5 protein-coding genes are annotated in these 14,758 nt (G+C 73.1%); 1 reads left to right on the top strand and 4 read right to left on the bottom strand.

Annotation, left to right across the window (positions count from 1 at the left end; translation table 11 throughout):
• Entirely contained in the window at window positions 1-666 is a 666-nt protein-coding gene (locus OG514_RS38780) for a ScbR family autoregulator-binding transcription factor (RefSeq protein ID WP_266903171.1), read from the bottom strand.
• A 117-nt stretch (window positions 667-783) separates the two neighbouring features.
• On the opposite strand from OG514_RS38780, the gene OG514_RS38785 reads away from it, so the two are divergent.
• Window positions 784-1,692 (top strand): ScbA/BarX family gamma-butyrolactone biosynthesis protein, encoded by a 909-nt coding sequence (locus OG514_RS38785; RefSeq protein ID WP_266903173.1) that lies wholly within the window; start codon window positions 784-786, stop codon window positions 1,690-1,692.
• Between the two features lie 71 nt (window positions 1,693-1,763).
• Here the strand turns inward: OG514_RS38785 and OG514_RS38790 are convergent, their stop codons facing one another.
• The 3 genes from OG514_RS38790 to OG514_RS38800 all read right to left on the bottom strand — a co-directional run bounded on the left by OG514_RS38790 (window position 1,764) and on the right by OG514_RS38800 (window position 14,735).
• Complete coding sequence (locus tag OG514_RS38790; protein ID WP_266903175.1) at window positions 1,764-2,534, bottom strand: SDR family NAD(P)-dependent oxidoreductase; 771 nt, start codon at window positions 2,532-2,534, stop codon at window positions 1,764-1,766.
• 168 nt (window positions 2,535-2,702) lie between these two features.
• The gene (locus OG514_RS38795; protein WP_266903177.1) at window positions 2,703-9,149 is read right to left on the bottom strand and encodes a type I polyketide synthase; all 6,447 of its coding nucleotides are present in this window, start codon (window positions 9,147-9,149) and stop codon (window positions 2,703-2,705) included.
• Window positions 9,150-9,266: 117 nt separating this feature from the next.
• Window positions 9,267-14,735 (bottom strand): type I polyketide synthase, encoded by a 5,469-nt coding sequence (locus tag OG514_RS38800; protein WP_266903179.1) that lies wholly within the window; start codon window positions 14,733-14,735, stop codon window positions 9,267-9,269.
• Between the last annotated feature and the right edge of the window lie 23 nt (window positions 14,736-14,758).

The following is a 14,758-nucleotide window of genomic DNA, read 5'->3' on the forward strand; positions in this document are numbered from 1 at the left end:
TCAGCCGGCGCCGACGGCCTCGGACGTGGCGCGCCAGGCAGGCATGTCGTCGTAGAGGTGGGCGGCCCGGGCGGCCGAGATCTCCAGGCGGGGCAGGACGGCGGGGGTCGTGATCGCGTGCAGCAGGAGCTGGAGGAGCAGAGCGATCTCGGCGGCCAGGTCGTAGGTACCGGGCAGTCCCTCGGACACCACCCGGACGCCGGTCCAGGTGCTCACGATCATGCGGGCGATGTCCGCCTCGTCGACGTACGGAAGGACCTCTCCGCGGCCCTTGGCGTCCTTGAGGAATCCGGCGAGCAGCTCGGTCCAGTCCGGCCAGGCCGTGCCGAACTGCCGGCGGGACTGGAGATCGACCGCCATCCGGAGGGCCGCGCTGAGCATCGGCTCGCGAGGCAGCCGGTAGGCCAGCAGCAGCAGGGTGTCGACCATCTCCTGGAGCTTGAGCTCCTGCGGGCGGACGCCGTCGGTGGTCACGGCGGCGGCGAGGACGCCGCGCGCCAGATCGCTCTTGGAGGGGAAGTGGAAGTACAGGGCTCCCTTGGTCACATCCGCCCGCTCCAGGATCTCGGCGATGGTCGTCGACTCGTAGCCGCGCTCGTCGAACATCTCGGCAGCGGCCTCCAGGATGATCCGCCGGGTACGGATCGCACGTTCCTGCTGCGCCACAGGCCACCTCTCAGTACTTGTGCTTTGAAACTGTTCCTTGAAAAGGACCGCTTAGCCGGTATCTTATCCCGTGTCGGAACCCGGCACCTCAATCTAGGCCTGACCCAGGGGGGGATCATGCCCAAAGCCCTGCTCTCCGATCGCCGACGGCACACCAATGTCGTCCATCGGATCGCCGCGCCCGTCCGGAACGTTCCCAAGGAGTACGTGCATCTGCACGACGAGGACGCCGTCCTCCTCACGAAGTGGTCCTCATTGGGGTCGGACCGCTATGCCGTGACCGCGCACTGGCCCGAGGCCGGGGTCTACGGCGGCTCCGTCCCACTGCTGCTCGCCCAGACGGTCCGTCAGGGCGCCCTGCTCATAGGGCACGCGGAGTTATCGGTCCCGCTGTCGCACCAGACGCTCATGGAGCTGATGGACTTCAGCGTCTCCGGCGATTTTTACGATCCAAAAAACAAACCGGACAACCTGTTCATTCTTGTGACAGTCAAGCGCAACAATCCGCGCTCCCTGCGCATCGAGCAGTCGATCCTGTCCGAAGGACGGCTGGTCGCGGAGGCACGTCTCGACTACAGCTGGATCGCCCCCGCCGCCTACCGCAGGCTGCGCGGCGCGCACGCCGAGGTCGCGTGGGAAAAGGTGACCTCACCCGCTCCGGTCCTCGCGCACACGGTCGGGCGCACCCATGAGCGCGAGGTCCTTCTCGCCCCGAGCGGCCTCCCGAACCGCTGGCAGCTGCGCACGGACGTGTCCAACCTCGCGCTGTACGACCACCGGGTCGACCACGTGCCCGGCCTGGTGCTGGTCGAGGCCGCTTATCAGGCCGCGCACGCGGTCACCGCACCGGACTGCCATCCCATCCGTGTGATGAGCACCTTCAACCGCTACGTCGAGTTCGACGCCCCGTTGTGGATCGACGCCTCCGTCGTCCCCGCACCGGACGAGGGCGTCCTGCACGTCGAGATCACCGGTGTGCAGAACGGCGGGCGCGCCTTCTCCGTCTCCATGGACTGCGCACGGTAGCGATGCCGGCGTGCGGGGCGGTGCGGTCCGTGGACCGGCACCGCCCCTGTTCCGTACCGGCCCTGCCGCGCTCAGTGGTTGAGGTAGCCGCCGTCCACCGGCATGACGGCACCGGTGACGTACGAGGACCTGTCGCTGAGCAGCCAGGCCGCGGCCTCGGCCACCTCCTCGGGCGCGGCGGTGCGCTTCTGGGAGGTGGTCGCCTCGACCGTCTGCTCCAGACCGGGGTTGCGCGCGAACCAGCCGACCGTGATCTCGCTGCGGGTCGGACCGGGTGCCACCGCGTTCACGCGGATGCCCTGCCTCGCGTACTCGTCGGCCGCGGCGCGGGTGAAGCCGACCACCGCGTGCTTGGACGCCACGTACGGGGCGGCGGTGGCTATCGCCACCAGGCCACCCACGCTGCTGTTGTTGACGATGGCGCCGCCGCCGCTCGGGAGCATCGCGCCGATCTCGGCGCGCAGGCAGTTCCACAGTCCCCGCACATTGGTGTCGAGGATGGTGTCGTAGACCTCGTCCCCCATCTCGTGGAGGGGGGCCTGGTCCCCGCCGATGCCCGCGTTGTTGAAGGCGCCGTCAAGCCTGCCGAAACGTTCCGTCGCGTGTGCGACCGCGCGCTGCGCGTCCTCGGCGCGCGTCACGTCGCACACCACCGACGAGGCCTGTAACCCCTTGGCCGTCAGCTCCGCCACGAAGGCGGTGAGCCTCTCCTCCCGGCGTGCGGCGAGGACCACCGACGCGCCTTCGCGGGCGAAGAGGTACGCGGCCGCCGCACCGATCCCGCTGCTCGCCCCCGTGACCAGAATGACCTTGTCCTGCAGTAACCCGCCCGTATCGCTCATGGCGCCGATGCTGCCATCCGATAGTCCGTCACCTGCCGTCTTCCCTCCAGGTAAAGGGAAGGTATGTCAGGTCAAGGGTGGGTCAAGAGGTCCGGGCCGGGGCACTTCGTCGGGCCCCGGCCCTGACCTCCCGTCACACGCGCGCCGGATCCCGGCCCTGACCTCCCGTCATACGCGTGCCGACTCCCGGTCCGGCACGGGCGGGAAGTGGCCCACCTCGACGAAGAAGCCGACGTACCGGGCGAAGAGCTCGGCGGTCAGCGGCGGGCAGTCGACGCCGGTCCCCGCGAGGGCCGCGAGGGTCTCGGAGGTGTCGATCGGCGGGTAGAAGCCGTCGGTGTCGGAGGTCATCATCTCGAAGGCGTGGAGCAGCGGGCGCAGGGCGTTGTCGCTGCTCGCGCCGACCTCCTCGTGCCAGCTCCGCCGGTCCCGCTCGTCCAGCGCGTACCCGTACGCCCGCAGGTTCTCCACGCACTGGGCGAGGCTGAGGGAGCTCTGGTTGAACAGGTGGAAGGTACGGCCCGCGGTGTCCCGCTGCCGGGAGAGGGTGGTGATGGCGGCGCTGACGTAGTCGACGGGCAGCAGGTGGAACCGGCCGCTTGTATCGGCGGGCACCGCCGCCGACTGCAGGATGCCCTTGAGGCTGAGCCAGACGAAGTCGCGGGTCTGGCAGGCGCCGGTCCGGGTGTCGCCGGAGATCACGTCGACGCGGTAGACGGAGACGGGCAGGCCCCGGCCGCGGGCGGTGCCGATGAGCTGCTCGGCGACCCACTTGCTCTGGAGGTAGCCGCTGGGCAGGGCCTCGGCGGGACCGGTCGGGTCGGTCACCTTGAGCGGGACACCCTCCTCCCGTACGCCGTCGAAGACGCCGACGGTGGACACGTAGTGGACGGGGACGGTGCGGTGACGGGCCGCCAGGCGCAGCACCTCCTCGGTGCCGCGGACGTTGGCGTCGCGCAGCGCCGTGTACGGGTGCAGCCAGTGGACCCGGGCGCCGTTGTGGTAGACGGCGTCCACCGTCCGCGCCAGGTCGTCGAAGTGCTCCTCCGTGAGGCCGAGCCGCTCCTCGGCCAGGTCGCCGAGGACGGGCGAGAGCCGGCTCTCGTCGACCTCGTCCCACAGCCGGTACCACTCCATGTTGGTCCGAAGCCGCTTCATCGCCTCGTCCTGGTCGGCTCCGCGGACCAGGCAGTGGATCGTCGCCGTCGTCGTCCGCATCAGGTCGCGCAGCAGGAACGCGCCGAGGAAGCCGGTGGCTCCGGTCAGCAGGATCGACCGCGGCTCCGCGGCCGACGTGACGACCTCGTCCGCCGGGCGGATGTCGTCGGCGAGGCGCACCTCGACCGCGTAGTCCACGGCGGGGAGCGCCGGGGCGGCGTCCGGCCCCGGCCCGCCGGCGAGCTGCCCGGAGACGAAGGCGGCGAGGGCGGCGGGGGTGGGGTGGTCGAAGACCAGCGTCGCGGGCAGCTTGGAGTCGACCAGGGCGCTCAGCCGGTTGCGGAGCTCGACCGAGGTCAGCGAGTCGAAGCCGAGTTTGGTCAGCGGCTGTCCGGGCTGGATGCCGGAGGTGTCGGCATGACCGAGGACGGCCGCGCTGAGTTCGAGCACCGCGTCCAGGACGGCCTGTTCGCGCTCGGGTCCGTCGAGCCCGGCGACCAGGTCGGCGAGCGAGGCGGTCGCGGCCGTGCCCTCGCCGGCGGCTGCCCGGCGCAGGGGGGCGGGGGCGAGCCCGGTGAGCACCGCCGGGATGCGGCCGGGCTGTTCGCGCAGGACCGCGATGTCCAGCGGGGTCGCGACGACGGCCGGGTGCCCGAGGGCGATCGCCCGGTCGAGCAGCGCGGGCCCCTGGGCCTGGGGGACGGGACGGAAGCCGCTGCGGGCGATGCGGCCGAGGTCGGTCTCGCTGAGGTGGCCGCTCATGCCGCCGGACTGCTCCCAGAGGCCCCAGGCGACCGAGGTGGCGGGCAGGGCGCGCGCGTGCCGGTGCTGGGCGAGGGCGTCGAGGAACTGGTTGGCGGCGGCGTAGTTGGACTGACCCGGGCCGCCGACGACCGCGGCGATCGAGGAGAAGAGGACGAAGGCGGTGAGGTCCTTGTCCTGGGTGAGGCGGTGCAGGTTCCAGGCCGCGTCGACCTTGGGCCGCAGTACGGCGTGCAGCCGCTCGGGGGTGAGGGTGGTGAGGAGGCCGTCGTCCAGGATGCCGGCGGCGTGTACGACGCCGGTGAGCGGGAGGTCGGCGGGGATCGTGTCGAGGAGCTCGGCGAGCGCCGTGTGGTCGGCCGTGTCGCAGGCGGCGACGGTGACCCGGGCGCCCAGGGCGGTCAGTTCGGCCGACAGCTCCTTCGCACCGGCGGCGGCCGGGCCGCTGCGGCTGGTGAGCAGGAGGTGGCGCACCCCGTGCGCGGTGACGAGGTGGCGGGCGAAGAGGGCGCCGAGGCTGCCGGTGCCGCCGGTGATCAGGACCGTGCCGTCGGGGTTCCAGGCCGGGGCGGTGCCGGGAGCGGGTACGACGGCCCTCGCGAGCCGGGGGACGTACACCTGTCCGGCGCGCAGGGCTGCCTGGGCTTCGCCGGCGACGGCGAGGGCCGCGACCAGGCCCGTGACGTCGGTGTCCGGGTCGGCGTCGGGGTCGGCGTCCACGAGGACGATGCGGCCGGTGTGCTCGGACTGGGCCGAGCGGAGCAGGCCCCAGACGGCGGCGCCCGCCAGGTCGGTGACGTCCTCCCCGTCGGCGGTGGCGACCGCGCCCGAGGTGACCACCACGAGCCGGGTCCCCTCAAGACGCTCGTCGGCCAGCCACTCACCCACCAGGCCGAGTGCCTTCTCCGTCGTGGCGTGGACCGAACCGGGCAGCGAGCCCGCCGGTTCCGGCCGGACACGGAGGACGACGACGGGTACCTCCCGTCCGGCGGCGACGGCCGCGACCACCTCGCCGGGGCTGGTGAAGTCGCCCTCGTCGCCGAGCGTGGCCGGACGGGTCTCCCCGGCCGGCCGCACGCCCAGCGGCGTCCAGCCCATGTGGAACAGCGCGTCGTCGTGCCGGCCGGCGGCCGTCGCGAACGCGCCGTCGTCGACACCGCGCACCGCAGTCTCGGCGACGACGGCGACGGGCTGCCCCGACGGGTCGGCGAGTTCGACGCGCGCGCCGCCACCGGCCCCGGGGGCGATACGGACCCGGAGCGCGGTGGCGCCGGTCGCGTGCAGCCGTACGCCGCGCCAGTGCCCGGCGAGCGGAGCACCCTCCGGTACGGCGGGCAGGAGGGGCCGTACCGCCGCGTCGAGGAGCGCGGGGTGCAGGGTGAAGTCCTCGGCGCCGGTCGCCTGCTCGGGCAGCGCGACCTCGGCGAAGAGCTCGTCGCCACGGCGCCAGGCGGCGGTGAGGCCCTGGAACGCCGGGCCGTACGCGAGGCCCGCGTCGGCGAGACCGGCGTACAGCTCTTCGAGGGCGGTCTCCTCGGCGTCGGCGGGCGGCCACTCGACCGGCTCGAACCCGGGGCCCTGGGCGGTGACGCTCAACGTGCCGTGGGCGTGCGCGGTCCACGCCGCGTCGGGGTCGTCGGGGCGGCCGTGCACGGTGACCGGGCGGCGGCCGGTGGCGTCGGGGGCGCCCACGGCGACCTGGAGCTGGTGGGTGCCGCCCTTGCCGAGGACGAGCGGGGTGTCCAGGACGAGTTCGTCGAGGGTGGTCGCCCCCGACTCGTCCCCGGCCCGGACGACGAGCTCCACGAGCGCGGCGGGCGGCAGCACCACGGAACCGGAGACGGTGTGGTCGGCGAGCCAGGGATGGGTGCGGGGAGAGAAGGTGCTGGTGAACACGGTCCGGTCGGCGCCCGCGAGGACGACGGCGGCGCCGAGCAGCGGGTGGCCGGTCGACCGCATGCCGAGCCCGGCGGCGTCGGGGGCGACGGCCGCCGACTCCACCCAGTAGCGCTGGTGCTGGAAGGCGTACGTGGGCAGGGGGACCCGGCGGGCACCGGTGCCGGCGAAGAACCCCGCCCAGTCGACGGGGACGCCGTGCTGGTGGAGTCGGCCGAGCGCGCCGACGGCCGTGTCGGCCTCGGGCCGGTCGCGGCGCAGCAGGGCGACGGCGGAGGGGACGAGCTCGGCCGCGAGGGCGGACAGGACGCCGTCGGGGCCGAGTTCCAGGGTGGCGGTGACGCCCTGGGAGACCATCGTCTCGACGGCGTCGGCGAAGCGGACCGTGCCGCGGACCTGGTCGGCCCAGTACTCGGCGGTTCGGAGCTCCTTGCCCGTCGCGACCTTGCCGGTGACCGTGGAGACCACGGCGATACGAGGAGCCTCGTACGTCAGCCGGGACGCGACGGCCTTGAACTCGTCGAGCATCGGGTCCATGAGCGGTGAGTGGAAGGCGTGGCTCACCGTCAGGCGGCGTGTTCGCCCGCCCAGCTCCTCGACCTTGCGGCCGACTTCGAGGACGGCAGTCTCCTCGCCGGAGACGACGACCGAGCGGGGGCCGTTGACCGCCGCGATGGCAACCCGGCCCTCCAGGAGGGCGACGACCTCGGCTTCCGTCGCCTCGACAGCGACCATCGCACCGCCACGCGGGAGCGCCTGCATCAAACCGGACCGGGCCACCACCAGACGAACCGCGTCCCCAAGCGAGAACACCCCCGCCACATGCGCGGCCGCGATCTCACCGATCGAATGCCCCGCCACGAAGTCCGGACGCACACCCCACGACTCCACCAGACGGAACAACGCGACCTCGACCGCGAACAACGCCGGCTGCGTCCAGCCCGTCTCGTCAAGCCCCTCGCCCGAGACGATCACCTCACGCAGAGAACCGTCCAGCGCCGCGTCGAAGAGACCGCAGACCTCGTCGAAGGCCGCCGCGAACACGGGGAAGGAGGCGTACAGCTCCTGCGCCATCCCCGCCCGCTGGGCGCCCTGGCCCGTGAACAGGAAGCCCGTACGGCCCCCGGCCCGCTCGCCGTGCACCAGGCCCGGAGCCGTCCCGCCCTCGGCCAGCGCCCGCACCCCGGCGAGGAGTTCACCACGGTCCCGGCCCGTCACCACCGCACGGTGGTCCAGGGACGCCCGCCCCGTCGCCAGGGAGAAACCGAGGTCCAGGGGAGAGTGGGTGGCTTCGGCCGAGACGTGGTCGTGGAAGCGGCGGGCCTGCTCGCGCAGGGCGTCCGGCGTCCGGCCCGACAGCAGCCAGGGCACCACGGGCAGTTCGGCCGTCTCGGCCTGCGCGGGTTCCTCCACGGGCGGCTGCTCGATGATCACGTGCGCGTTCGTGCCGCTGACGCCGAAGGCGGAGACGGCGGCCCTGCGGGCGCGATCGGTGGCCGGCCAGTCCCGGGCCTCGGTGAGCAGCTCGACGGCGCCGGAGTCCCAGTCCGCCATCGGCGTGGGGCTCTCCACGTGCAGGGTGCGGGGCAGCACTCCGTGTTCCATGGCCTGGATCATCTTGATGACGCCGCCGACACCGGCGGCGGCGACGGTGTGCCCGATGTTCGACTTGAGGGAGCCGAGGTAGAGCGGGCGGCCCTCCGGGCGGCCCTGGCCGTAGGTGGCGAGCAGGGCCTGGGCTTCGATCGGGTCGCCGAGCCGGGTCCCGGTGCCGTGCGCCTCGACGACGTCGACGTCGGCGGTGGTCAGGCCCGCGTCCGTCAGGGCCTGGCGGATGACCCGCTCCTGCGAGGGGCCGTTCGGGGCGGTCAGACCGTTGGAGGCGCCGTCCTGGTTGACGGCCGAGCCCCGGATGACGGCCAGGACCTGGTGGCCGTGGCGGCGGGCGTCGGACAGCTTCTCCACGAGGAGCATGCCGACGCCCTCCGACCACGAGGTGCCGTCCGCGTCGGCGGAGAAGGACTTGATGCGGCCGTCGGGCGCCAGGCCGCTCTGCCGGGAGAAGTCGACGAATCCGCCCGGGGTCGCGGTCACCGTGACGCCGCCGGCCAGGGCCAGGTCGGACTCGCCGGAGCGCAGCGACTGGATCGCGAGGTGGAGGGCGACGAGCGAGGAGGAGCAGGCGGTGTCGACGGAGAGGGCGGGGCCTTCGAGACCGAGGCTGTAGGCGACCCGGCCGGAGGCGACGCTGCTGAGCTTGCTCGTCAGCAGATAGCCCTCGAACTCCTCGGGTCCGTCCAGGCCGAGGTAGCTCTGCTCGATGATGCCCGCGAAGACGCCCGTACGGCTTCCGCGCAGGGTGTCGGGGTCGATGCCCGCCTGCTCGAACGCCTCCCACGAGGTCTCCAGGAGGAGGCGCTGCTGCGGGTCCATGGCGAGGGCCTCGCGGGGCGAGATCCCGAAGAACCCGGCGTCGAACAGGGCGGCGTCGTGCAGGAAGCCGGCCTTGCGGGTGTAGGAGGTGCCGGCGCGGCCCGGGTCGGGGTCGTAGAGGCGCTCCAGGTCCCAGCCGCGGTCGGTGGGGAAGTCGGTGATGGCGTCGGTGCCGGAGTCGACAAGTCGCCACAGGTCGTCGGGGGAGGCCACTCCGCCGGGGAAGCGGCAGGCCATGCCGACGACGGCGATCGGCTCGGAGTCGGCCGCCTCCAGCGCGGCGATCTTGCGATGCGCCTTCTGCAGGTCGACCGTGACCCGCTTCAGGTACTCGACCAGCTTCTCTTCGTTCGACGGGTTGGACATCGGGTTCGTGCTCTCCTCGGGCGAAGGCTGAGTGGCAGGGGGCCGGTCCGGCGGAAGGGGGCCGCCGGACCGGCTCTGGGATCCGTCCGCCGCCAGGGGGCCGACGGCGGAAGGCACCTAGGGGGTGGAGCTGCCGAGTTCGTTGTCGATGAAGCTGAGAAGCTCGTCGACGGAGGCCGACTCGATGGCATCGGAATCGTCGGCCGCGTCGGACGGGTCGTACGCGCCGGGCACCGCGGCCGGACCGTCGGCCCCCTCGACCCGGGACAGCAGGGCACGGAGGCGGGCGGAGACGGCGGACCGGTCCTGGTCGCCCTGGGACACGGCGGCCAGCTTCCTTTCCACCTCGTCCAGTTCGTCGAGGAGCGCCTGGCGGGCGTCGGGTGCCTGGGGGGTGAGGCGGTCCCGCAGGAACGCGACGAGGGCCGCCGGGGTGGGGTGGTCGAACACGAGGGTGGCGGGAAGCTTGACGCCGGTGGCGGTGCCGATCCGATTGCGCAGGTCGACCGCGGTGAGCGAGTCGAAGCCGAGGTCCTGGAAGGCGCGTTCCGGGGCGATGGACTCGGCGTCGGTACGGCCGAGGACCGCGGCGACGTCGGTACGCACGAGGGTGAGGAGGAACTGTTCCTGCTCCACCTCGCTCAGCTCGCCCAGTCGTGCGGCAAGACCGGCCGCCGGGTCGGCGGCGTGGTCGGCGGACCCGGACCGGGCGACGCGGCGGCCCGGCAGGGCCGCGAGCTCGCTCAGGAGGGCGGGGATCCGGGCCTGGGCCCGTACGGCGGTCACGCCCACCGGGGTCGCGACGAGCGCGGCCCGGCCGTCGGCGGTGGCCCGGTCGAACAGGGAGAGGCCTTCGACGCGGGCGATCGGCCGGAAGCCGTCGCGGGCGAAGCGGTTGAGGTCGCTCTCGGCCAGGTGGGCGTTGATGCCGCCGAGCTGCCACAGGCCCCAGGCGATGGAGGTCGCCGGCAGGCCCTGGGCGCGCCGGTGGGCGGCGAGGGCGTCCAGGAAGGCGTTGGCCGCCGCGTAGTTGGCCTGGCCGGGGCCGCCGAGGACGCCCACCGTGGAGGAGAACGTCACGAACGCCTCCAGTTCCAGGTGCCGGGTCAGCTCGTGCAGGTGCCAGGCCGCGTCCGCCTTCGGCCGCAGCACGTCGGCGAGCCGGTCGTCGGTGAGCGCGGGGAGCAGTCCGTTGTCGAGTACGCCTGCGGTGTGCACGACCGCGGTCAGCGGGTGCTCCTCCGGGATGCTCGCGAGCACCCGGGCGAGCGCGTCGCGATCGGCGGCGTCGCAGGCGGCGACGGTGACGTGGGCGCCGATGCCCCGCAGGTCGTCCAGGAGCCCTGCCGCGCCGTCGGCCTGTTCGCCGGTACGGGAGAGCAGCAGGAGACGGGTGGCGCCGTGCTCGGCGACGAGGTGGCGGGCGAACTCGGCGCCGAGGGTGCCGGTGCCGCCGGTGACGAGGACGGTGCCGTGCTTCCAGACGGGGGGCCGGCCGGCGGGCTTGTCGGTGACGGGGACTCGTCGCAGGCGGGGCAGGAGCGTCTTGCCGTCGCGCAGGGCGGCTTGGGGTTCACCGGCGGCGAGGAGGGAGAGCGTCACCTCGGTGTCGGCGTTCGTGCCCGTACCGCCGTCGGTGTCCGTGTCCGTGTCCGTGTCCGTGTCGATGAGGACGATGCGGTCGGGGGCTTCCGACTGGGCCGAGCGGAGCAGGCCCCAGACGGCGGCGCCCGCCAGGTCGGTGACGTCCTCCCCGTCGGCGGTGGCGACCGCGCCCGAGGTGACCACCACGAGCCGGGTCCCCTCAAGACGCTCGTCGGCCAGCCACTCACGTACCAGCGCGAGGGTCTTCCGCGTGGCCGTGTGCGTGGCGGCGGCCTGGTCGGCGCCGGGATCCGCGGGGGTCCAGGGCAACAGGACGGCGTCGACGCGCGTGCCGGCGGCGACGGCCGCGGCCACCTCGGCGGGGTGCGCGTACCGGTTCTCGCCGGTGCCGTTCTGCCCGCCGGTGCCGTCCGGGTCCAGGACGGCCCACGCGAGCGGTTCGGCCGGCTCCGGCAGGGCGGTGGGCGTCCAGTCGACGTGGAAGAGCGATTCGCGTCCCGTGCTGTCGCCGCCCACGGCGGCCCTGAACTGCTCGTTGGGTATGTCGCGGAAGACGATGGACTCCACCGAGACGACCAGGTCGCCGGCCGCGTCGGCCAGCTGGAGCGAGAAGGCGCCCTCGTCGATCTCCGTGACCCGCGCCTTGACGGCGGTCGCCCCGGTGGCGTGGAGCCGTACCCCGTACCAGTCGGCGGGGACCGGGACCGTACCGGCGGCCGGGTCCTCGGGGCGGACGGGCAGGGCCGCCTGCAGCAGGACCGGGTGCAGCCCGTACCGTCCGGCGTCGGTCCGGAGGCCGTCGGGGAGCTGGATCTCGGTGGTCCGGCCCGTCGCGTCGTCGTCCCAGGCGAGGGAGGCGGCGACCTCGGGCTCCTCCGTGAGGTACCAGCCCTCGGCGTGCATGGTCCACGGCGCGTCGAAGTCGTCGGGGCGGGAGTACAGGCACAAGCAGTGCCGTCCGGTGTCGTCCGGAGTGCCTGCCCTGACCTGGAGCTGGATGTTTCCCTCTTCCGGGAGCACCAGCGGCACCTGGAGGTTGAGCTCGTCGAGCGCCGGGTGGCCGATCAGGTCGCCCGCGTGGATGGCGAGTTCGACGAGCGCCGACGCCGGGAGGACGGGCGAGCCGAGGACGACGTGGTCGGCGAGCCACGGGTGGCTTTCCAGGGAGAGGCGGCTGGTGAACAGGATCTGGTTGAAGCCGGCCACCGTGATGGGCGAGCCGAGGACCGGGTGGCCGGTGGTGGGGGCGCCGTGGCCGTGGGTCTCGGGGGCGGGGCGGGATTCGAGCCAGTAGCGGCGGCGCTGGAAGGCGTACGTGGGCAGCGGCACCTGGCGGGCGCCGGTTCCCTCGTACAGCGTTCGCCAGTCGACCGTGACGCCCCGGGTGAAGAGCGTTCCCACGGCCGACAGCAGCGTCACGGCCTCGTCGCGGCCCCGGCGGAGCGCCGGAACGGCACCCTCGGCCAGTGCCGACAGCACGCCGTCGGGACCCACCTCCAGGTACGAGGTGACGCCCTCGGCCACCATCGACTCGACGGCGTCGGCGAAGCGGACGGTGCCACGGACCTGGTCGGCCCAGTAGTCGGCGGTACGGAGGTCGTCGCCGGTGGCGACCTTGCCGGTGACCGTGGAGACCACCGCGATACGGGGAGCCTCGTACGTCAGCCGGGACGCGACGGCCTTGAACTCGGCCAGCATCGGATCCATGAGCGGCGAGTGGAAGGCGTGGCTCACCGTCAGACGACGGGTCCTGCCCCCCAGCTCACCGACCTTCCGTGCGACCTCGTGGACCGCTTCCTCTTCGCCGGAGACGACGACCGAGCGGGGGCCGTTGACCGCCGCGATCGCCACCCGGCCCTCCAGGAGGGCGACGACCTCGGCCTCCGTCGCCTCCACAGCGACCATCGCACCACCACGCGGCAGCGCCTGCATCAAACCGGCACGCGCCACCACCAGACGCACCGCGTCCTCCAGCGAGAACACCCCCGCCACATGCGCGGCCGCGATCTCACCGATCGAATGCCCCGCCACGAAGTCCGGACGCACACCCCACGACTCCACCAGACGGAACAACGCGACCTCGACCGCGAACAACGCCGGCTGCGTCCAGCCCGTCTCGTCCAGCCCCTCACCCGAGACGACCACCTCACGCAGAGAACCGTCCAGCGCTACGTCGAAGAGCGCGCAGACCTCGTCGAACACCGCCGCGAACACCGGGAACGACGCGTACAGCTCCTGCGCCATCCCCGCCCGCTGCGCGCCCTGCCCCGTGAACAGGAAGCCCGTACGGCCCCGCGCCCGCTCACCGTGCACCAGACCCGGAGCCGTCCCGCCCTCGGCCAGCGCCCGCACCCCGGCGAGGAGTTCACCACGGTCCCGGCCCGTCACCACCGCACGGTGGTCCAGGGACGCCCGCCCCGTCGCCAGGGAGAAACCGATGTCCAGGGGGGACACGGCGAGGTCCGCCGTGAGGCGGGCGTTCAGCCGTCGTGCCTGGTCACGGAGGGCGGTGGCCGTCTTGCCGGAGATGATCCACGGCACGACGGGGAGCGCCGCCGACGCCTCCTGGGGCTTCTCCGTGGCATCTTCGGCCGCCGCGGGCGGTTCCTCGATGATGACGTGGGCGTTCGTGCCGCCGAAGCCGAAGGAGGAGACGGCCGCGCGGCGCGGGGCCCCCGTCTCGGGCCAGGGCCTCGCCTCGTTGAGGAGGGAGACGGCGCCCTCGTCCCATTCGACGTGGGTGGTCGGCTGATCGCTGTGCAGGGTGCGAGGCATCACGCCGTGCTCCATGGCCTGGATCATCTTGATGACGCCGCCGACTCCTGCCGCGGCCTGGGCGTGGGCGATGTTCGACTTGAGGGAGCCGAGGTACAGCGGGCGGCCCTCGGGGCGGTCCTGGCCGTAGGTGGCGAGGAGCGCCTGCGCCTCGATCGGGTCGCCGAGCCGCGTTCCGGTGCCGTGGGCCTCCACGACGTCGACGTCGGCGGGGGTGAGGCCCGCGCCGGCGAGGGCCTGGCGGATGACGCGATCCTGCGCCGGACCGTTGGGGGCGGTCAGACCGTTGGAGGCGCCGTCCTGGTTGACGGCCGAGCCGCGCATCACGGCGAGCACCCGGTGACCGTTGCGGCGGGCATCGGACAGCTTCTCCACGAGGAGGAGGCCCACGCCCTCGGCCCAGCCGGTGCCGTCCGCGGCCGCGGAGAAGGACTTGCTGCGGCCGTCGGCGGCGAGCCCGCGCAGCCGGGAGAACTCGACGAAGGCGACCGGCGTCGACATCACGGTGACACCGCCGGCCAGGGCGAGGTCGCACTCGCCGCGGCGCAGCGCGTTGGCCGCGAGGTGGAGGGCGACCAGGGAGGAGGAGCAGGCGGTGTCGACGGTGACGGCCGGGCCTTCGAGGCCGTACGTGTAGGCGACGCGGCCCGAGGCGATGGAGCCCGCGCTGCCGCTGAAGAGGTAGCCCTCGAAGTCCTCCGGGGGGAGGTGGGGGCGCGAGCCGTAGTCGTTGTACATGACGCCGGCGAACACACCGGTCCGGGTGCCCTTGAGCGAGACCGGGTCGATGCCGGCGCGCTCGAAGGTCTCCCAGGCGGTCTCCAGGAGGAGCCGCTGCTGCGGGTCGGCCGCCAGGGCCTCGCGCGGGGACATCCCGAACAGTTCGGGGTCGAAGAGGTCGGCGTCGTAGAGGAATCCGCCCTCGCGGGAGTAGGAGGTGCCGGTCTTCTCCGGGTCGGGGTCGTAGAGGCGCTCCAGGTCCCAGCCGCGGTCGGTGGGGAAGTAGGAGACCGCGTCGACGCCGTCGGCGACCAGCTGCCACAGGTCCTCGGGCGAGGCGACGCCTCCCGGGTACCGGCAGGCCATGGAGACGATGGCGATCGGCTCCTGTTCCTTGTCCTCGACCTCGCGCAGACGCTTGCGTGCGTCTCGGGCGTCGGCGATGGCCCTCTTGAGGTATTCGCGGAGTTGTACCTCGTCAGCCACGTGAATTCAGCTCCCGTGTGGTG

Source organism: Streptomyces sp. NBC_00572 (assembly GCF_026341815.1).
In the GTDB taxonomy this organism is placed as follows: domain Bacteria; phylum Actinomycetota; class Actinomycetes; order Streptomycetales; family Streptomycetaceae; genus Streptomyces.